Origin of the sequence: Pedobacter cryoconitis, from assembly GCF_003259615.1 — a bacterium.
Taxonomy (GTDB): domain Bacteria; phylum Bacteroidota; class Bacteroidia; order Sphingobacteriales; family Sphingobacteriaceae; genus Pedobacter; species Pedobacter cryoconitis.
Genome location: NZ_QLLR01000001.1, coordinates 591,726 through 610,047, shown reverse-complemented (window position 1 = coordinate 610,047; position 18,322 = coordinate 591,726). Strand labels below are relative to the sequence as shown.

Sequence of the window (18,322 nt, the reverse complement as noted above, 5' to 3'; positions counted from 1 at the left end):
TATCTACTTTGGCGAAACTATGAAAATATCATCTGCTATAGTACTACTTTCATTGATTTTTATTCAGGCCAAAGGACAGTCTATCATCCATCCGCAGGCTAAATTAAAAGTTGTTACCCCATCTATTATTGTATTGGGCAATGTGCAGGATGGAGGATCACCACATATTGGCTGTACGAAGGCGTGTTGTAAAGAGCTATTTATAAATCCAGACCCAACCCGTATGGTTTCTTCTTTAGGGGTTATTGATCCGGAGAATAAATTAAATTGGTTATTTGACGCTACACCGGATTTTACCTTTCAGCTGAAAGCATTAAAAAAAGCTTCTGAATTTAGTACGAAAGAAGTTCCTGACGGCATTTTTCTCACACATGCCCACATTGGTCATTATACAGGTTTAATGTACCTGGGCAAAGAAGCTTTGAATTCCAAACAAGTACCTGTTTATGCGATGCCAAAAATGAAGTCGTTTTTAGAACATAACGGGCCATGGAGTCAGCTGGTTACTTTGAATAACATCAGTATCATGCCTATTCAGAACGCGCAGACAATTACCTTGTCGTCCAATATTAAAGTAACAGCTTTTAAGGTTCCTCACCGGGATGAATTTTCTGAAACGGTAGGTTATCAGATTGAAGGGCCGGATAAAAAAGCATTATTTATTCCGGATATTGACAAATGGTCAAAATGGGATAAAAATATTGTGGATGAAATCAGAAAAGTAGATTACGCGTTTATTGACGCTACATTTTACGATGCCACTGAAATGAACAACAGGCCAATTACTGAAATCCCGCATCCTTTGGTAGTGGAAAGTATGGAACTCTTCAAAAACCTGCCTTTAAAGGAAAAAGATAAGATCTATTTTATTCATTTGAACCATACCAATCCTTTATTAAATCCGGAAAGCGGACAAACCAAAACTGTTCTTAAAAAGGGATTTCATATTGCGCGGTATGACGACGTATTTGAGCTTTAAAAAGTATTAACTGATATAATCTCTGTCTTCATCGCTCAATGTACCTTTTACAGGAGGTGAATTAACGGGAAGGATTTCATCTTCATTTCTATCATAAGTACTGATCACAGTTCTCGGACGACCTGCCCAATATCCCAGCAGAAAGCCTGCAAAAGTGCATATCCCTACCACCAGTAATTTAGAAATGTCCTTTTTAACGAATATAAAGTCGAATTGTACTGCGTCTGTATTCATCATCAGAAAAATGGTGATTAATACGGTTATAATGATGATAAGGATGGTTTTAGTACGCATGAGCTTTTAGAAGGTATAGTTAACAATTAATTCAAAGATAGGATTATGATGATATTCCTTATTTACAAACACAAATCTTGTACCTAAATCAACATTTGGCTGATAACGCAGCAAATTCATATTGCCATGTAGTTCAAATCCATAAGTTTTAGGCTGGGACATATTGCTGTCTGTACCCAGGTTCTCATAATGGCAAAATACCCCGCCTCTTACATTTCTGATATAAGCCAGCGGCCCGATTTCTGCGTCAGGATAGAAAAGGGGGAAGCGGTAATTGAAAAGCAAAGTGTTTTTAAGCCTGCTTTTCGCCATGATATTGTTGTAACCGTAAACGGTATTGATGTCGTTGTTATAAGTCCGGATTCCGGTAGCTTCCTGGTAATTGAAGTTAGCCAGGAAGGAATGGTTTTTAGCCAGTCCGGGGAAATAAAGAAAACCTGCTACTGCAAATAAGTCTCCGCTTAACTGTTTATCGAAAGGCTGGCTATAATAAGAAAACCTTACAATTTGTGCCCATTTTGGTGCAATATCTCTTTCAGCAGTTCTGGTGGTATGGGTAAATGTGAAACCCGTTTCTAAGGGAAAGCGGATTGCGGTTACAAAATTGGAAGGTAGGTTTTGTGTATCATACCTTTGGGTATAACTGGTCCCGGCATTCACTGAAAAATTATAATTGTGATTTTGTGCGCTCAGGTTGATGGGAACAACTGCTTGAAGCCGGACATAATTCTCTCTCCAGTCTCCCTGCCTGGTACCTGTAGCTGAGCCATAAAAAGTTCTGCGCGGACGGTTGCTGTAAGTCAGGTTGAAAATAGGGTATAAACTTTTGAAACTTGCACCCGCATTGTATTCAAAACGGCCAAGATCACGCTGGTAATTTACGCCGGCATAAGCATCAAAAGTATTCAGCAGATTATTTGACCTGAACTGCAAGCCTCCTTTGTATTCATCTTCGACCACCGGAATTAAGCTGTGCACATTGATCAGGTGACCGAGTTTATGATAAGGTGCAGAGGTAAAGCTGCTATCAGGAATGTTATCAAACACATTACCTGTATTTTCTTGTTTTTCGGCAGCCGCGCCAAAGAAAACAAAATTGTCTTTACCCGGTTTTTGCTTCTCGATTTTTGTTTGCGCAATTTCATAGCCAAACAGGTTATAGTTATTAAATAAGATGCTGTCTGTTCCTTTAATGACCGAAGGATTGAAAGCACCATATTTAGAAGCGCTTAGTGCACTTATATTTTTAGTACGGACATTGATGCTGTAAATATTGTTGATTCCGTTATAATGCGCATTAAATGCAATGTCTGATCCTATGAATACCGGCCTGCTTAATTGCTGCGGGGTTTCACTGATCAGTTTAGTAGTTTTACCATTGCTGTCTACTGTCCACAGTGCTTTACCGGCCTCTTTTACGCTGATATAAGTAATTACAGAGCCGTCGTTATTGAAAGCGGGGGTTTGTATTAACAGGTTTTCAGGATTTGGAAATGTCCGGATAATTTTGCCGTTTGCAGCATCCATAATGATTAACTGAACCTTATTGCTCAGGTCAATTTGTACGGCTGCAATCCTGGAACCATCGGCAGAAAGTGCAGGGGAGAAGATCCTTGATTTAGAACTTAACTTATTTAGTTTTTTTGTGTTCAGGTTATAAGTACAGATTACGCTGTAACTCCTTTGTTGAAATCTCGGGTCGAGTCTGACTTCATCCCAAATGATCAAATCATTCGCATAACTGAACCAGGGCTGTTCTTGCTGGCCTATTCCTTGTACCCTGTGCTCTTTTTTATCTTGATCTATCAGTACTAAAGCTGCTGCCATGGCTTTACTTTGCTTCAATGCCAGGATTTTTCCGTCAGGCATTCTTACAGGAAGAGAATAGTCTGTCGCATATTTCGCCTCCTGATTCAATACCGGGTAATCTTTAGCGGGGCTAAGCTGCGCTTGTTTTTCCCAGTCTGCTTTGACTTTTGCTGAAGTATATTCGTACCATTGCTTCCCATTTTTACCACTGTATTTTTTAAGACTTTTGGCAAATGGGTATATACGTACCGGGCGATCTTTAATATCAGTTAATACACTGTCGAATACAAATTTTCCGGCAGCTTGCCTGATTTCGGAAGCCATCAGGTAACCGAGCTGATAATAACCCGGGGTTACATCTTTTTGAGAGCCGAAATTTGCCTTGCTGTAAGAAAGATCTTTTCCTTGCAATAACGAAGTCCGGTAAGGCATAATCCAGTTGGGCTGTCTGCCGCGGCCTACATTTGTGAGGGAAGTTTCATTGGATACTGCATCCCCTTCAAAGAACCACAGGGGGATACTTACACCCATCCATGCAAAGTATACTTCTTCGGGGAATGGATAAGGCCTGCCACTGGTCAGTTTATCAAACTGGGCTGCGTGGCGTAATTCGTGGACGGCGAGGTTATTCAGCCAGTCCTGACTATCAAATTGTTGAGGTGGTGTGGTGTTGAATTCCGATTTTTTAGGGCCAAGCTGAACGAAGCCATTCGCAATTACTCCCTGATTTTGAAATACAATCGGAATCGTAGTTTTTCTGACATTCAGACTCCGGCCTACTTTAGGAAAGATGTAACGGATATTATTGGCCATCCGCTGTGCTTCGGTTTCCATTTCTACAGGATAAATGATCTGGAAGCCTGAGGTGTTAATTTGTCTCCAGTTTACACTAAACGGGTTCTGTTCTCCTCCAAAAATCTGGGCAGTCGCTTTATCTGTGACAGAAAATGAAATTATGAGTATTAAGGCGGTGATTAGAAGTTTGTTATTCTTTATTTTATAGTGCATTATTTTATTGTACTAAAAGAATTATTTTTTTGAGTGGTCCTTGTTCTTTGTGCTCAATATACAGTTATTCCGCACAATTTGTAAACAAATTTATCAGCTAAATTTAAATGGAGGTTCTGGTTATCCGGGAAGGTAATTAGCTTTTGCTCTGGCGTTTCTTATAGATAGGATAGAGAAATACAGCGCCTAAAATTAATGCAGAACCCATATAGAATCCAACGGACATCGTTTCTTTGTGGCCAAAGAAAAGGAAGGCCAAAATGATTCCGTAAACGGGCTCCAGATTACTGATCAGGGCAACGCGGAAAGCTGAAAGTGTGCGCATCACAGAAACACCTGCAATGTAAGCAAGCGCAGTACAGACTGTTCCTAATATCATTAAATAAATCCAGTCTGATACACTCAGATTGAAGCTTTCATTGAGCAGGCTATGGTCAAATAAGCGGTAAATGGTAATCCAGAAAAAAGCACCTGAAAGCTCATAAAAGCTAATCACTTTGGCATCGCTTTTTTGTGCAAAATTAGAATTGATAATAGAGAATAAACTCGACGCTACTGCAGCGGAAAGACCGAAAATGATACCAGCTGTATAATTGGATTCAAAATGAAAGATCAGATAAATTCCAAAAATGATTACTATTCCTATAAATATATCACTGATCTGAACAGCGGTCTTTTTAATGATAGGTTCAAGGATAGCAGTAAACAGCGTGAAAGAGGAGAGGCAGACCAGCGTTACTGATACTGTTGATACTTTGATGGCCTGAAAGAAAAGAATCCAGTGAAGGGCCACAATACTACCTGTAAAGAAGAATTGCAGAAATTCCTTTTTGGTTACCCTGATACTGAATTTTGTAGCTTTAAAATAAATCAGCAAAGTGATACTCGCAATTAAAACCCGGTACCAGACCATTTCTACTGAGCCCACCGAAATCAGTGCACCCAGAATTCCGGTAAATCCCCAGATAAAGACAGTAGCATGAAGGATCAGCAGGTTTCTGTTGATTTCCGAAGGAGAGAGCGGTTTCATTATTTAGGTGCTTTTTTTAACAGGTAAAGACCCAGTAATCCGAAAAATATAGTGGGGATCAATACAGCCAGCAGGGGAGGAATTCCGCCTTTCAGCGAGAACATCTTCGCAAACTGGTTCATCACGATATAAAGGAAACTCAGAATAATCCCGATTCCCAGTGGCAGTCCAACCCCGCCTCTAACCTTACGGGAAGAAAGGGCGACTCCGATCAGGGTTAATACAAACGCAGATAAAGGTTGCAGCCAGCGTTTATACTGTTCGAACAGCAAATCGTTCTCTATCCCTGTACCTCTTGTTTTTTCCTTCTTGATCTTATCAGAAAGTTCCTTATTGGTTAATATTTCATAAATGTTATCATAAGCAGAGAAATCATCCGGGCGCATATCCAGAATAGTATCTTTAGGCTTATCAATGCTTTTAAACATATTTTCTTTCAGCCCGTTGATCGTTCTGATGGAATAGTTGGTTAGTTTCCAGCTGTGTTTTAGCGAATCCCATTTAATCTGATCTGCAATCACCTTTTTGGTCAGTACATCACCTTTAAAATTATCCAGCATAAAGCGGTATCCGGTTTTGGTTTTATTCTCAAAACTCTCCATATAGATGTAAGTATTATCATCTAATTTCATGTGAATCTGGAGCTTGCTGGTGGGGTCGTTCTTTTTCACATACGTGTTTTCGAACGTATTTTTGAGCTGGTTGGTGTAGGGGAGAACGTACAGATTTGAGCCCAGATTAGCTGCAAATATGATAAATGCAGAAATAAAATAGGGTAGCAGAAAACGGTTGAAACTTACTCCCCCGCTTAAAATCGGGACAATCTCAGTCTGATCGGCCATCTTTGCGGTAAAGAAAATTACCGCAATGAAATTGATCAGCGGTGAAAGCATATTCACGTAAAACGGAATAGAACCCGCGTAATATTGGGAAAGAACCTGCCAGGCAGACAACTTACTTCTTAAGAAGTCGTCCATCTTTTCTGATAAATCAAAAATTACAATAATGACCACGAAAATACTCAGGGTATAAATAAATGTACCCAGGTATTTCCCAATAATATAACGGTCAATAATTTTAAATCTGCCTTTGAGGATATTCATTTATAATTTATTCCCTAATATAGTCACCATTTTGTTCTTCCAGGCGTAAAACTCGCCACTGATGATTTTCTCTCTGGCTTCTTTAACTAACCACAGGTAGAAGTGAAGATTATGCAAAGTCGCAATCTGTGCACCTAACATTTCTTTCGAGTGCATTAAGTGTCTCAGGTATGCTTTTGAATAAACCTGGTCAGCGTATAAATCACTTTCTGCATCGATAGGAGAAAAATCATCAGCCCATTTTTTGTTGCCAATGTTAATAATCCCGTTTCTGGTGAAAAGCATCCCGTTTCTCGCATTTCTGGTCGGCATTACGCAGTCGAACATATCTACTCCTAACGCTATATTCTCTAAAATATTGATCGGTGTACCCACACCCATTAAATAACGAGGTTTATCAGCTGGTAAAATATCGCAGACTACTTCGGTCATGCCATACATTTCTTCTGCTGGTTCTCCTACTGAAAGACCGCCAATTGCATTTCCTTCACGCCCCATTGAGGCAATAAATTCTGCTGATTTCTTTCTCAGGTCTTTGTAAACAGAACCTTGAACGATAGGGAACAGGGTCTGATCGAAACCATATTTAGGCTCAGTCGTATCAAAACGTGTACAGCAGCGCTTTAACCAGCGGTGAGTCATGTTGATCGAATTCGCTGCATATTTATAATCACATGGATAAGGCGTACATTCATCAAATGCCATAATAATATCGGCACCGATAGTCCGTTGAATATCCATTGCATATTCAGGAGTGAAAAGATGTTTTGAACCGTCAATATGTGAACGGAAAGTTACGCCTTCTTCCTTGATCTTGTTTACTTTACTCAAAGAGTAGACCTGGTAGCCTCCGCTATCTGTTAAAATAGGGCGGTCCCAACCTATAAATTTATGCAATCCACCCGCACCTTCCAGCACGTCAAGTCCTGGTCGCAAGTATAAATGATAAGTATTTCCAAGAATGATCTGTGCATCAATATCATTTTTAAGCTCGCGCTGATGAACAGCTTTCACCGTTCCTGCAGTGCCCACGGGCATAAAAATCGGTGTTTGGATGTCTCCGTGAGCAGTAGTAACTGTTCCTGCCCTTGCTTTTGACTGAGGGTCGTTTGCCTGTAAGGTAAATTTCATAAATGTGTGTACGCTTCAAAAAATCTCGGCAAAAGTATGAAAAAACACCCGGTTCTCGATTTTTTTATCAATATATGGCTGCATTACAGATTAAAAATCAGAAATTTGACGCTTGTCAAAAAAACCATTGTGGAATTAACCTTACTAGAGAGTTGCCTGCTGGGTGCCCTCGTTTTTTGTTTTGCCGTTCAGCTGTATTTTAGTTTATTTATACATTTAAAACTGGCCTTGATTAAAGTAGAAGAGCTGCCAGCACAGGCTTCTAAGCCATTGAGTGTAATTATTTGCGCACGTAACGAGGCGGAAAACCTGACGCAGTATTTACCTGCAGTTTTACAACAGAACTACCCTGATTTTGAGGTTATTGTCGTGAACGATCGTTCCTGGGACCAAACCCGGGAAGTACTGAAAGGTTTCGTTGCACAATATAAAAACCTTAAAGTAGTAACGGTTGCTGAAGGAGAAAAGTTCATTGCTGGTAAAAAATTCGCTGTGACTATGGGGATCAAGGCAGCTTCGAATGAATGGCTGGTCTTTACCGATGCAGATTGCGTGCCTGCTTCAGAGAACTGGTTATCAGGAATGCAGCAGCCTGAAAATGATGAGACTGCGATTGTACTGGGTTATTCCCCATATATTCGTAAACGTGGTTTATTGAACAGCCTGATTCGTTTTGAAACCTTTTTTACCGCTGTCAACTATCTTGCTTTTGCTATTCAAGGTATGCCTTATATGGGTGTGGGCAGGAATATGGCTTATAAAAAGTCTCTGTTTTTTAAGAATAAAGGTTTTGCCGCACATATGCACATCCCATCGGGGGATGATGATTTATTTGTGAATGCACACGCTACACGCCATAATACCGAGATCCGGTTAAATCGGCTTACCCATGTCTGGTCTGCGCCGAATACGAGCTTCTCGGGTTACCTCAGACAGAAGAAAAGACATTTTGGTGCCGGTAAATTCTATAAGGCCAAACATAAATTTATTTTATCCGTACAGATCATATTTCAGTTTTTGTTTTATGCGCTGTTCATCGTATTAATGTTTTTTAAACCTGCTAATTACCTGGCCGGCGGTGTTTTTGCACTGAGCCTGATCATTAGAAGTTTTATTTATCCCCGTTTGCTCAAACGCTTGAATTACCCTGATTTAAGGTGGTGGTTTCCTATTTTGGATATTCTGCTGTTCATTTTTCTGGTGTTTAATGGCATTCTGTCTATATTTGTTAAAAAAGTAAAGTGGAAATAACTTCAACCCTCGTACAAAAGTATTTTAAAGATCTCAGTGCAGATCAGATCTCAAAGTTTGATCAGTTATTTGATTTATATAGTTTCTGGAATGCGCAGATCAATGTGATCTCCAGGAAGGATATTGAAGAATTATATGAACGTCATATTCTGCATTCTTTAGGAATTGCTAAATTCTGTACATTCAAACCGGGGGAGAAAGTCCTTGATGTAGGTACTGGTGGCGGTTTTCCAGGTATTCCTTTAGCTATACTATTTCCTGAAACAGAATTTCACCTGGTAGATTCTATCGGTAAAAAGATCAAAGTTGTAACTGAAGTTGCCGCTGCACTGGGCTTGAAGAATGTGAAAGCATCGCATTTAAGAGCAGAGCAGGTGGATGATAAATACGATTTCGTGGTTTCCCGTGCGGTTACGCGTCTGATAGATTTTTACCCGTGGATCAAAGATAAATTCAATAAAAACTCTAAAAATGCAATTGCCAACGGTATTTTGTATTTAAAAGGGGGAGAATTGGAAGAAGAAATTAAAGAATCAAGGTTAAAAGCTGAACTATATCCTTTAGCTGCTTATTTTGAGGAAGAGTTTTTCGAAACTAAATTCGTGGTTTATATCCCTTGTTAATTAGGGGATAATAAATTACCAGTATCAATGGGCTAAGTATTAATTTAGCCCATGAGTTTAATCCATCAAATCGCGCTGACCCTGCTCAAAAATGTGGGGCCGGTAACTGCTAAACATTTACTGTCCCATTTTGGAAGCCCTGAAGCTATTTTTGCTGCCAGCAGGACACAATTAACGGAGGTGGAGGGTTTAAGTCTTTCCAAAATTACCGGTATTCTTCAGACCAATGCGCTTGAACTTGCTGCGGAGCAACTAGAGTTGTTACAGCGCCACCAGGTTAAGATCCTTTTTTATACGGATGAAAGTTATCCCCGGCGGCTAAAGGAATGCGCGGATGCTCCGGTGCTGTTATATTATAAAGGTGTGGCAGACCTGAATCATCCGAGGATAGTTAGTATTGTAGGTTCCAGAAAAGCCACACCTTACGGGAAAATGCTCTGTCAGCAGCTGGTTGCTTTATTACAACATTATGATGTACTGGTGGTGAGTGGGCTGGCTTATGGAATTGATGTTGCGGCACACCAGCAAAGTTTATCCTATGGCATTCCAACGGTGGGCGTATTAGGGCACGGACTGGCTTGTATTTATCCGGCTGACCATCATCAAACGGCACAACACATGCTTGAACAGGGCGGTCTGCTTTCTGATTTTCCACTGCTTGCTACTCCTGAAAAGGGAAACTTTCCAAAACGCAACCGGATTATTGCCGGACTGGCCGATGTGGTCGTAGTCATTGAGGCTGCAATTAAAGGAGGCGCATTAATTACTGCCGGAATTGCGAATTCTTATCACAGAGAGGTTTACGCTTTTCCTGGCCGCACAACTGATGAATATAGTCAGGGCTGTAATTTTCTGATTAAAACAAACCGGGCAGGAATGATCAATGAAGCCAAAGATCTGGTTTATTATATGGGCTGGGAAGCTGCTGAAACCGTAAGCCCTGTAAAACAAGGGACTTTGCCCTCCGGACTTTCGGGTATAGAACATGTGCTGATTAACCTGCTTAAAACAGCTCCGCACAGCATAGATGAACTTGGGCTAAAAGCTGATATTCAACAGGGTAAGCTTGCGTTGCATTTGCTGAATTTAGAGTTAAAAGGTGTCCTGATTTCTCTTCCCGGAAAGATTTATCAGCTGATTTAGGACTTGGTTAGGTTTGTTTTGCCATATAAAAGCTAGGTGAAGACTGTGTTAAGAAGGTCAATTCAGAATATAATTTTATTAAATTGATATATTCAAAATATGATTACGAATATTTAATAGAAATAAAATTCTAGGAATCAAGTCGTACTTTTGTAACATGTGGTATAATAATATATTAGAAACTATTGGCAATACACCATTGGTGCGATTGAATAACGTTACGAAAGAAATTCAGGCGACTGTACTGGCTAAGGTGGAAACCACCAATCCTGGTAACTCTATTAAAGACCGTATGGCTTTAAAAATGATAGAAGACGCAGAAAAAAGCGGCAAGCTTAAACCTGGTGGAACAATCATTGAAGGAACTTCCGGAAATACCGGGATGGGCCTTGCTATGGCTGCCATTATTAAAGGATACAAGTGTATTTTCACGACCACAGATAAACAATCTAAGGAAAAAGTGGATGCTTTACGCGCTTTCGGTGCAGAAGTAATCGTTTGTCCTACTAATGTAGAGCCTGAAGATCCTCGTTCTTATTATTCAGTTTCTTCACGTTTAGAGCGTGAAGTGCCGAATTCATGGAAACCTAATCAATATGATAACCTGGCTAACACTGAAGCTCATTATGAGCAGACAGGACCAGAGATCTGGGCACAGACTGAAGGTAAAATTACCCACCTTGTAGTAGGTGTAGGTACTGGCGGAACAATATCTGGTACAGGAAAATATTTAAAAGAACAAAATCCTGATATTAAAGTATGGGGAATTGATACTTATGGATCAGTTTTCAAAAAATACAAAGAGACAGGTATTTTAGATAAAAATGAGATCTATCCTTATATCACTGAAGGAATCGGAGAAGATTTTCTTCCGAAGAATGTGAACTTTGATATTATTGATCTTTTTGAAAAAGTAACAGATAAAGATGCGGCATTAATGACGCGTGATATTGCCCGTAAAGAAGGAATATTTGTAGGTAACTCTGCTGGTTCTGCAATTGCCGGACTATTACAGTTAAAAGATAAATTGAAACCTGAAGATGTTGTCGTTGTGATTTTTCATGATCACGGTAGCCGTTATATGGGTAAAATGTATAATGAAGACTGGTTAAGAGAACGCGGTTTCCTTACGGATGAAAAGTTAACTGCCAAATCTATCCTGGCTAAGAAAGAGCAGTCTGAGATTGTAACTATTGATTGTGAGAAAACGATTTTAGAAGCTATCAATACAATGAACATGCTGAATATTTCTCAGATCCCGGTTACACAGCAGGGAATGGTTGTTGGTAAATTAGCTGAAGGAGATATTCTGAAAGCATTACTGGAAAATCCTTCGTTGAAATCTGCTCCGGTAAAAGAAATTATGTCTGCTACTTTCCCGTTTGTGGATATGAATACTTCAATTGATAAGATCTCTTCATTAATTAATAAAGAGAACAGTGCGGTACTTGTTGAAGATGAGAACGGTAATTTTGAAATTATTACGCAGTATGATATTATCAATGCAATTTCTGCATAAGTTATAGTATTAAACATAAAAATCCCAGCCTGAATTTTCAGGCTGGGATTTTTTAGTGTTATGATGTTGTTTTATTTTGCACCGCCAAGCCATAACAGCCCGTCAATGATAAACTTGTTCTGTGTTTCACTTCCAAATGTAGATGACTTGCCTACATTGGCCGCATAATCCATTGCATTGTGGCCAAAGTTAGCATAGATCATTTTATAGTTTTTATTAGTCCAGATCACCGGATAATAGCCACTATACCAGCTTTGATTTGGGTCAGTACCTAATGGGAAACTGCTGTTATCAATTGAACACAAGATTTTAATATCCGCATTCTGACGTAAATCTTTTGTCCAGCTATACCATTCGCTTACTGCAGAAGTAAATTTTTGAGGCAGACGCTGGGTAGACGGGTGAGTTTGATCTTCACATTTCAAGATCGCAGTAGTAGGCCCCCAGGTATTACTCTTAAAGCTGCCCACACCTAAGAATTTATTGTAATACCAATCCCATTCCGCAGAATTCGTATTGAATGCGCAAACATGAAAGCCCATCCATGCACCACCATTGTCCATGTATTGTTTAAATGCAGCTTCCTGAGCTTTAGGCGGATGATCGTCTAAGAAAAGAATAACTTGATATTTAGCAAGATTTGCTGCATTCAGTTTACTCCAGTCGTTTGTAGAAGTATAAGTGAAATTATTCTGAGCTGCTGTTTTTGGAAACCATATGTTAGCTTCTTTCACAAAATTAATATGGGCGGCATCCCATGTTCCATTGTAGAAGGCAATTACATTAAAGCTTTTAGCTGCCTTAGCTGGAATTGCCGTTTCCTTTTTGGAAGCGTTTAAGTCATTTTGATTAGACAGGTTAGTACTGGCATCACTTTTTTTGCATCCCGACAGGCCACAGAGGAGTAATACCACGAAGGTTAATAGAGGGTTTTTGGTTTTCATAAGGTTTATATTTGGTTGGTTTTTTCTTGCCGCAGGTATTTTATTCATTGCATAATAAAATACTATCACTAATATATAATTATAATATTAATATTTAATATACTATTATCATTTTATATTATGGTGAAATCTGGTGCGGTGAAGAAACTTGCCAGGGTGACAAAATGTGTTATGATGCCTAAATCTGGTCTGTTGCCTAGTTTATAGTACTCACCGAAGTGGAAACTTGTTGAATAGGGGATGAATACCACGTTAATAGTTTTCAGCCAATTATGCTAAAAAACGGCATAAAAAAAGGCCAGGGTTTAAGTCCCGGCCTGTTAAATATTTTTAAAGAATTAAATTAGTGTGATGGAGAATTTGCATCAACACGTTTAATCTGTGCACCTAATGCACGTAAACGAGTGTCAATATCCTGGTAACCACGCTCAATTTGTTCAATATTATAGATTGTTGAAGTACCTTCAGCAGATAAAGCTGCGATCAATAATGAGACTCCAGCTCTGATGTCAGGAGAAGTCATACTGATACCTCTTAATTTATATTGTTTGTTGATTCCGTTTACAGTAGCTCTGTGCGGATCACATAAAATGATCTGAGCACCCATTTCGATCAGTTTATCCACGAAGAATAAACGGCTTTCGAACATTTTCTGGTGAATAAGGATTGAACCTTTAGCCTGAGTTGCAATAACCAGTACAATGCTCAACAAGTCAGGGGTGAAACCTGGCCATGGTGAATCTGCGATAGTCAGGATAGAACCATCGATAAAAGTATCAATGATATAGTGTTTTTGAGAAGGGATGTAAATATCATCGCCTCTGCGCTCAAAATTGATCCCTAACTTTCTGAATACATCAGGTATAACACCTAATTCATCATAACATACATTTTTGATCGTGATCTCTGATTCAGTCATGGCAGCAAGGCCGATGAAAGAACCAATTTCAATCATATCAGGTAACATTCTATGTTCAGTACCCCCTAATTTAGTCACCCCTTCGATAGTCAGCAGGTTAGAGCCAATTCCGGATATTTTGGCACCCATGCGGTTAAGCATCTTACATAACTGCTGTAAATAAGGCTCACAGGCAGCGTTATAAATCGTTGTAATTCCTTTTGCCAGTACTGCAGCCATTACAATGTTTGCTGTACCAGTTACAGAAGCTTCATCTAACAGGATATAAGCACCTTTAAGGTTAGTCGCATCTACGTTAAAGAAAGATTCTTTAGCATCATATACAAACTTGGCCCCTAATTTTTCAAAGCCCAGAAAGTGAGTGTCCAGTCTTCTGCGTCCAATTTTATCACCACCTGGTTTAGGGATGGCTGCTTGTCCGAAACGCGCAAGAAGCGGACCTACGATCATGATTGAACCTCTTAAACTTCCGCCTTTAGCTTTAAAAGTAGCTGATTTAAAGAATTCAAGATTGATGTTTTTGGCTTCAAACGTGTAAGTATCTTTTGATAAACGGTTTACTTCAACGCCCAGATCACCCAGAAGTTCAATCAGTTTATTTACATCTTTGATGTCAGGGATATTACTTACAGTGATTTTCTCTTCTGTTAGTAAAACGGCAGATATAATCTGCAGCGCCTCATTTTTGGCCCCCTGCGGATGGATTTCACCTTTTAACTTCTTCCCACCTATAATTTCAAATGCGTTCATGTGCTATTAACCTATATTATTTAAATCTGCTCGTTTAATGTCTTTGTTTTGGATTGGGATTGCTGCTGCGCGGGCGGTTATTATTGTTGTTGTTATTGTTGTTTTGCCTTCCCTTATTATTATTGTTGTTGTTATTATTGCGTCCGCGGTTGGTATTCGTAGAGGCTCTGTTTACCGGAGGTCTGAATTCTACCTTGTTCAGGTTAATGTTTTCTTCCAGTTGCAGTAAACCACCTGATAACTCACTCAGGTTCTTTAGAATAGTCTCATCCGCCACACTGTCTTTATTCCAGGTTACGTAAGCCATTTTCATAAAGTTAGCAATGCCCTGTACCAATGCTGCTCTGCGTTCAGGTTCTTCTACTGCGATGGCTCTTTCGATCATCACCTCAACAGTTTTACCGTAATGCTTGTATTTGATCCTCTGCTGCGGATAACCGATATGCGAAGGTTTAACCAATGCCATTTCAGGAGTTGGTTTTGGATAGGGACTATCTACGTCGATTTTATAACCGGAGATAATGTGTAAATGATCCCATAATTTATGCTTGAAATCGGCAACATCCCTTAGATGAGGGTTCAAAAAACCCATCAGATCTATCACTGCCTGAGCATATTTATTGCGTTCTTCCAGATCCGGCAGCTCGCAAATGTACTTCACCATGTTCTGTACATTACGTCCGTATTCTGCAAGAATTAACTCGTTTCTTGTGGTATTGTAATCGAAATTCATTCTATTTATTTCTTGTGGTATTCGCTGAAGGAGGATTATAAGGGCCGCTGGCCCTGTTTATTGTAATAAGGTTTAAAGATAAAGCTTATTTTACAATCCGCAATTTAGCAAATTTTAATAACAATTGCTTGTTTCCTAGTCCCTGAAAAAATACCGTCGCTTTAACGTCGGGCAAAGTACCTTCCAGATTGATGATTTTTCCGAATCCAAACTTCTCATGTTCCACTTCCATTCCGTTCTGGAATGCACTTGCTGCATCAGGAGCAAAACCTGGTGTGGGGATGTGCGCAGTAGGGAGCATCGTACTGGTTTTAGGTCTTACGGGAGCGGTCTGAGTAGCTGAACCTGAGGCTGCTGGCTTGGGTTTGCTGAAAGAATCTCTCTGCTGTGTCCATGACCTGCGTTCTCCGTCAAAACTATCAGATGATAAACTTGTTTTAGGGGCTTTGACTACTTCCAGTTCCAGGAATTTTGCACTGATCTCACTGATAAAACGGCTCGGTTCACAGTTGGTCAGCGTTCCCCAGCGGTAACGTGAAGTGGCATAGGTCAGCGTCAGTTTCTTCTCTGCACGGGTAATTGCCACATAGAATAAACGGCGTTCTTCTTCCAGGTCAGTTCTTGAATTCAGGGACATTTGGGAAGGGAACAGGTTTTCTTCCAGTCCTACCACGAAAACATTCTTGAATTCCAGTCCTTTTGCAGAGTGGATCGTCATCATGGAAACGGTATCTTTCTCTTTATCATCCTGACGGTCATCGTTTGTTAACAGCGCAATATCCTGCATGAAAATAGCAAGGCTTCTGTCTTCAATGTCTTCACGCTCAGCGAATTCTTTGATACCATTCAGTAATTCCTGGATGTTTTCGTACCTGCTGCGGCCTTCTACACTATCATCGGTATGCAGTTCTTTCAGAATACCAGAGTGTTGTGCGATATATAAAGCAGTTTCATAAGCATCCAGCTTTTTTGCTTCGGCCTGAAAACTTTGGATCAGTACGGAGAAATCATTCAGCTGGTTGGCAATACGGCCTGCAATATAAGTTTGCGGCTCACAGACTACCTGCCACATCGTAATGTTATGCTGATCTGCGGCCACTATAATTTTATCAACCGTAGTATCACCTAACCCTCTTTTAGGATAGTTGATAACTCTTTTGATAGCTTCTTCGTCACTCGGATTGAAAGTCAGACGGAAGTAAGCAATTAAATCTTTGATCTCTTTACGCTGATAGAAAGATAATCCTCCGAAGATTTTATAAGGTACATTGAGTTTTCTCAAACCTTCCTCCATTGCTCTTGACTGAGCATTGGTCCGGTAAAGAATAGCGAAATCACTGTAATTTAAACCTTTCGAACTTCTATCCTGAACAATGGATTCGGCAACTATTTTACCTTCCTCATTGTCAGTAAATGCTCTTGATACTTTAATTCTGTCGCCAGATTCATTCTCAGAAAATACGTTTTTCTCCAGCTGATTTTTGTTGTTTGCAATGATACTATTTGCAACATCAACGATATTTTGTGTAGAGCGGTAATTCTGCTCTAGTTTATAGACTTTTAAATCAGGATAATCCTTCTCAAAATTCAGGATGTTCTGAATGTTTGCCCCACGGAAACCATAAATACTTTGCGCATCATCACCTACTACACAGATATTCTGATAAGCTGCTGCCAGTTTTTTTACGATTGTATATTGTGAAAAGTTAGTATCCTGGTACTCATCAACCATCAGGTATTTAAATTTCTGCTGGTATTTATTTAATACATCCGGATGATCTTTTAATAAAACATTGGTTTTGAAAAGCAAATCATCGAAATCCATTGCACCTGCTTTGAAACAACGTTTAGTATAAGTTTCATAGATAGCACCTATCAAAGGACGTTTATTGCTAATGTCCTCTGCTTGAATTTCGGCACTTTTCATATATTCTATATGACTGACCAGGTTGTTTTTTGCAGACGATATGCGGTTATATACGAAGTTCGCATTGTATAACTTATCATCTAATTGCATTTCGCGCAGAATAGATCTGATCAGACTTTTACTATCATCGGTATCATAGATCGTAAAATTGGAAGGATAACCTATCTTTTCTGCTTCAACACGTAGTATTTTGGCAAAAACAGAGTGAAATGTTCCCATCCACAAATTTTTTGCTTCTGTGCCCACAACTTTTGAGATACGCTCACGCATATCCTTAGAAGCTTTGTTCGTAAAGGTCAATACTAAAATGTTAAAGGCATCTACACCTTTTTCAATAAGATGTGCGACCCTGTATGTAATTACCCTTGTTTTACCTGATCCCGCACCAGCGACAATCATTGCCGGTCCTTTAGTATTCTCTACTGCTGCACGTTGCTGAGGGTTTAATCCTGCTAAATAATCCAAATTGAAATACTGTTTTGCGTATGAAAAGGTACAAAAATAACAAAACTATACCTCTTATTTTAATCAGGTCATGTTTTATTTTTTATCTTTCGATGAAGCTTACAACAGTATCGTCTGGCTTAATTAGTGAGGTCCGATTTCCTGGTTAACAGGCTCCCATCTTACAATTTCTGACCATAGATCATACCAGACCTCATTGTTCACTTTGAAAATATCTTCGTCAGCAATATATACTCCTTCGTGCCAGATCCCATAGAGCTCTTGAACAACAATTTGAAACCGGATGTGTTGTTGGTCTGCAGGCAGACTGTTTTGATCTAGTTTAATTTCCATATGCTATATATTTAATTACTAAACCTATAATTTTTATCCTTTAATAAAAAGTACAGTTCTGTACTTTTTACCTGTGTTTTTTTTGCTTCATTCGTATTAAATGGCTAAAGCAACTTTTAAGAAAAGGCGAAATCAAGAGGCAATCTTAATCGTTGGGAACAATGTCAGGAAATTGCGAAAAATTAAAGGCTGGACAATTTCTGAGTTCGCCTTTAGATGTGACGTAGATCCCCACCAGATCAGCAGGATAGAGCTTGGATTAACGGATGCGAATATCACAATGCTGACCCTGATTGCCGAAAAATTAGAAGTTGATATTTGCCTTTTTTTTAACAGGGACCGGTAATGCCATCCGTTAAAG

At 39.5% G+C, this 18,322-nt stretch carries 16 protein-coding genes; 6 read left to right on the top strand and 10 right to left on the bottom strand.

The window, feature by feature from the left end; genetic code table 11:
* Positions 1–19 precede the first annotated feature (19 nt).
* Positions 20–979, top strand: coding sequence for an MBL fold metallo-hydrolase (locus LY11_RS02665; RefSeq protein WP_111632165.1), 960 nt, complete (start codon positions 20–22; stop codon positions 977–979).
* A gap of 6 nt (positions 980–985) precedes the next feature.
* On the opposite strand, the gene LY11_RS02660 is transcribed toward LY11_RS02665, so the two are convergent.
* The 5 genes from LY11_RS02660 to tgt form a co-directional block, all read right to left on the bottom strand.
* The gene (locus tag LY11_RS02660; protein WP_111632164.1) at positions 986–1,273 is read right to left on the bottom strand and encodes a LapA family protein; all 288 of its coding nucleotides are present in this window, start codon (positions 1,271–1,273) and stop codon (positions 986–988) included.
* A 6-nt stretch (positions 1,274–1,279) separates the two neighbouring features.
* On the bottom strand, positions 1,280–4,090 hold the full coding sequence (locus LY11_RS02655) for a TolB family protein (protein ID WP_111632163.1): 2,811 nt from the start codon (positions 4,088–4,090) through the stop codon (positions 1,280–1,282).
* 136 nt (positions 4,091–4,226) lie between these two features.
* Positions 4,227–5,120: a DMT family transporter gene (locus LY11_RS02650; RefSeq protein WP_111632162.1), complete on the bottom strand. Its 894-nt coding sequence runs from the start codon at positions 5,118–5,120 to the stop codon at positions 4,227–4,229.
* Positions 5,120–6,223: an LptF/LptG family permease gene (locus tag LY11_RS02645; protein WP_111632161.1), complete on the bottom strand. Its 1,104-nt coding sequence runs from the start codon at positions 6,221–6,223 to the stop codon at positions 5,120–5,122. The genes LY11_RS02650 and LY11_RS02645 overlap by 1 nt, the downstream gene beginning before the upstream one ends.
* Positions 6,224–7,354: a tRNA guanosine(34) transglycosylase Tgt gene (tgt, locus tag LY11_RS02640; protein WP_111632160.1), complete on the bottom strand. Its 1,131-nt coding sequence runs from the start codon at positions 7,352–7,354 to the stop codon at positions 6,224–6,226.
* 36 nt (positions 7,355–7,390) lie between these two features.
* Between tgt and LY11_RS02635 the strand changes: the two genes are divergently transcribed.
* From LY11_RS02635 to LY11_RS02620, 4 genes are all read left to right on the top strand, one after another.
* Complete coding sequence (locus LY11_RS02635; protein ID WP_111632252.1) at positions 7,391–8,605, top strand: glycosyltransferase; 1,215 nt, start codon at positions 7,391–7,393, stop codon at positions 8,603–8,605.
* Positions 8,596–9,228, top strand: coding sequence for a 16S rRNA (guanine(527)-N(7))-methyltransferase RsmG (gene rsmG, locus LY11_RS02630; protein WP_111632159.1), 633 nt, complete (start codon positions 8,596–8,598; stop codon positions 9,226–9,228). The genes LY11_RS02635 and rsmG overlap by 10 nt, the downstream gene beginning before the upstream one ends.
* 51 nt (positions 9,229–9,279) lie before the next feature.
* On the top strand, positions 9,280–10,371 hold the full coding sequence (dprA, locus tag LY11_RS02625; protein ID WP_111632158.1) for a DNA-processing protein DprA: 1,092 nt from the start codon (positions 9,280–9,282) through the stop codon (positions 10,369–10,371).
* A 157-nt stretch (positions 10,372–10,528) separates the two neighbouring features.
* Positions 10,529–11,890, top strand: coding sequence for a pyridoxal-phosphate dependent enzyme (locus tag LY11_RS02620; RefSeq protein WP_111632157.1), 1,362 nt, complete (start codon positions 10,529–10,531; stop codon positions 11,888–11,890).
* Positions 11,891–11,961: 71 nt separating this feature from the next.
* Here the strand turns inward: LY11_RS02620 and LY11_RS02615 are convergent, their stop codons facing one another.
* The 5 genes from LY11_RS02615 to LY11_RS02595 form a co-directional block, all read right to left on the bottom strand.
* On the bottom strand, positions 11,962–12,834 hold the full coding sequence (locus LY11_RS02615) for a ThuA domain-containing protein (protein WP_111632251.1): 873 nt from the start codon (positions 12,832–12,834) through the stop codon (positions 11,962–11,964).
* 343 nt (positions 12,835–13,177) lie between these two features.
* Positions 13,178–14,503, bottom strand: coding sequence for a UDP-N-acetylglucosamine 1-carboxyvinyltransferase (gene murA, locus LY11_RS02610; RefSeq protein ID WP_111632156.1), 1,326 nt, complete (start codon positions 14,501–14,503; stop codon positions 13,178–13,180).
* 34 nt (positions 14,504–14,537) lie between these two features.
* Complete coding sequence (locus LY11_RS02605; RefSeq protein WP_111632155.1) at positions 14,538–15,236, bottom strand: DUF4290 domain-containing protein; 699 nt, start codon at positions 15,234–15,236, stop codon at positions 14,538–14,540.
* Positions 15,237–15,321: 85 nt separating this feature from the next.
* Positions 15,322–17,628 (bottom strand): ATP-dependent helicase, encoded by a 2,307-nt coding sequence (locus tag LY11_RS02600; protein ID WP_111632154.1) that lies wholly within the window; start codon positions 17,626–17,628, stop codon positions 15,322–15,324.
* A gap of 123 nt (positions 17,629–17,751) precedes the next feature.
* The gene (locus LY11_RS02595) at positions 17,752–17,961 is read right to left on the bottom strand and encodes a hypothetical protein (RefSeq protein WP_111632153.1); all 210 of its coding nucleotides are present in this window, start codon (positions 17,959–17,961) and stop codon (positions 17,752–17,754) included.
* Between the two features lie 100 nt (positions 17,962–18,061).
* Here LY11_RS02595 and LY11_RS02590 point away from each other — a divergent pair, with 100 nt between their 5' ends.
* Complete coding sequence (locus LY11_RS02590; RefSeq protein WP_111632152.1) at positions 18,062–18,307, top strand: helix-turn-helix domain-containing protein; 246 nt, start codon at positions 18,062–18,064, stop codon at positions 18,305–18,307.
* Positions 18,308–18,322: the final 15 nt, after the last annotated feature.

Bases quoted from the DNA above. Each gene is read 5' to 3' on its own strand.
- LY11_RS02665 (WP_111632165.1), top strand. From the start codon at position 20: ATGAAAATATCATCTGCTATAGTACTACTTTCATTGATTTTTATTCAG.
- LY11_RS02660 (WP_111632164.1), bottom strand. From the start codon at position 1,273: ATGCGTACTAAAACCATCCTTATCATCATTATAACCGTATTAATCACC.
- LY11_RS02655 (WP_111632163.1), bottom strand. From the start codon at position 4,090: ATGCACTATAAAATAAAGAATAACAAACTTCTAATCACCGCCTTAATA.
- LY11_RS02650 (WP_111632162.1), bottom strand. From the start codon at position 5,120: ATGAAACCGCTCTCTCCTTCGGAAATCAACAGAAACCTGCTGATCCTT.
- LY11_RS02645 (WP_111632161.1), bottom strand. From the start codon at position 6,223: ATGAATATCCTCAAAGGCAGATTTAAAATTATTGACCGTTATATTATT.
- tgt (WP_111632160.1), bottom strand. From the start codon at position 7,354: ATGAAATTTACCTTACAGGCAAACGACCCTCAGTCAAAAGCAAGGGCA.
- LY11_RS02635 (WP_111632252.1), top strand. From the start codon at position 7,391: ATGAAAAAACACCCGGTTCTCGATTTTTTTATCAATATATGGCTGCAT.
- dprA (WP_111632158.1), top strand. From the start codon at position 9,280: ATGAGTTTAATCCATCAAATCGCGCTGACCCTGCTCAAAAATGTGGGG.
- LY11_RS02620 (WP_111632157.1), top strand. From the start codon at position 10,529: ATGTGGTATAATAATATATTAGAAACTATTGGCAATACACCATTGGTG.
- LY11_RS02615 (WP_111632251.1), bottom strand. From the start codon at position 12,834: ATGAAAACCAAAAACCCTCTATTAACCTTCGTGGTATTACTCCTCTGT.
- murA (WP_111632156.1), bottom strand. From the start codon at position 14,503: ATGAACGCATTTGAAATTATAGGTGGGAAGAAGTTAAAAGGTGAAATC.
- LY11_RS02605 (WP_111632155.1), bottom strand. From the start codon at position 15,236: ATGAATTTCGATTACAATACCACAAGAAACGAGTTAATTCTTGCAGAA.
- LY11_RS02595 (WP_111632153.1), bottom strand. From the start codon at position 17,961: ATGGAAATTAAACTAGATCAAAACAGTCTGCCTGCAGACCAACAACAC.
- LY11_RS02590 (WP_111632152.1), top strand. From the start codon at position 18,062: ATGGCTAAAGCAACTTTTAAGAAAAGGCGAAATCAAGAGGCAATCTTA.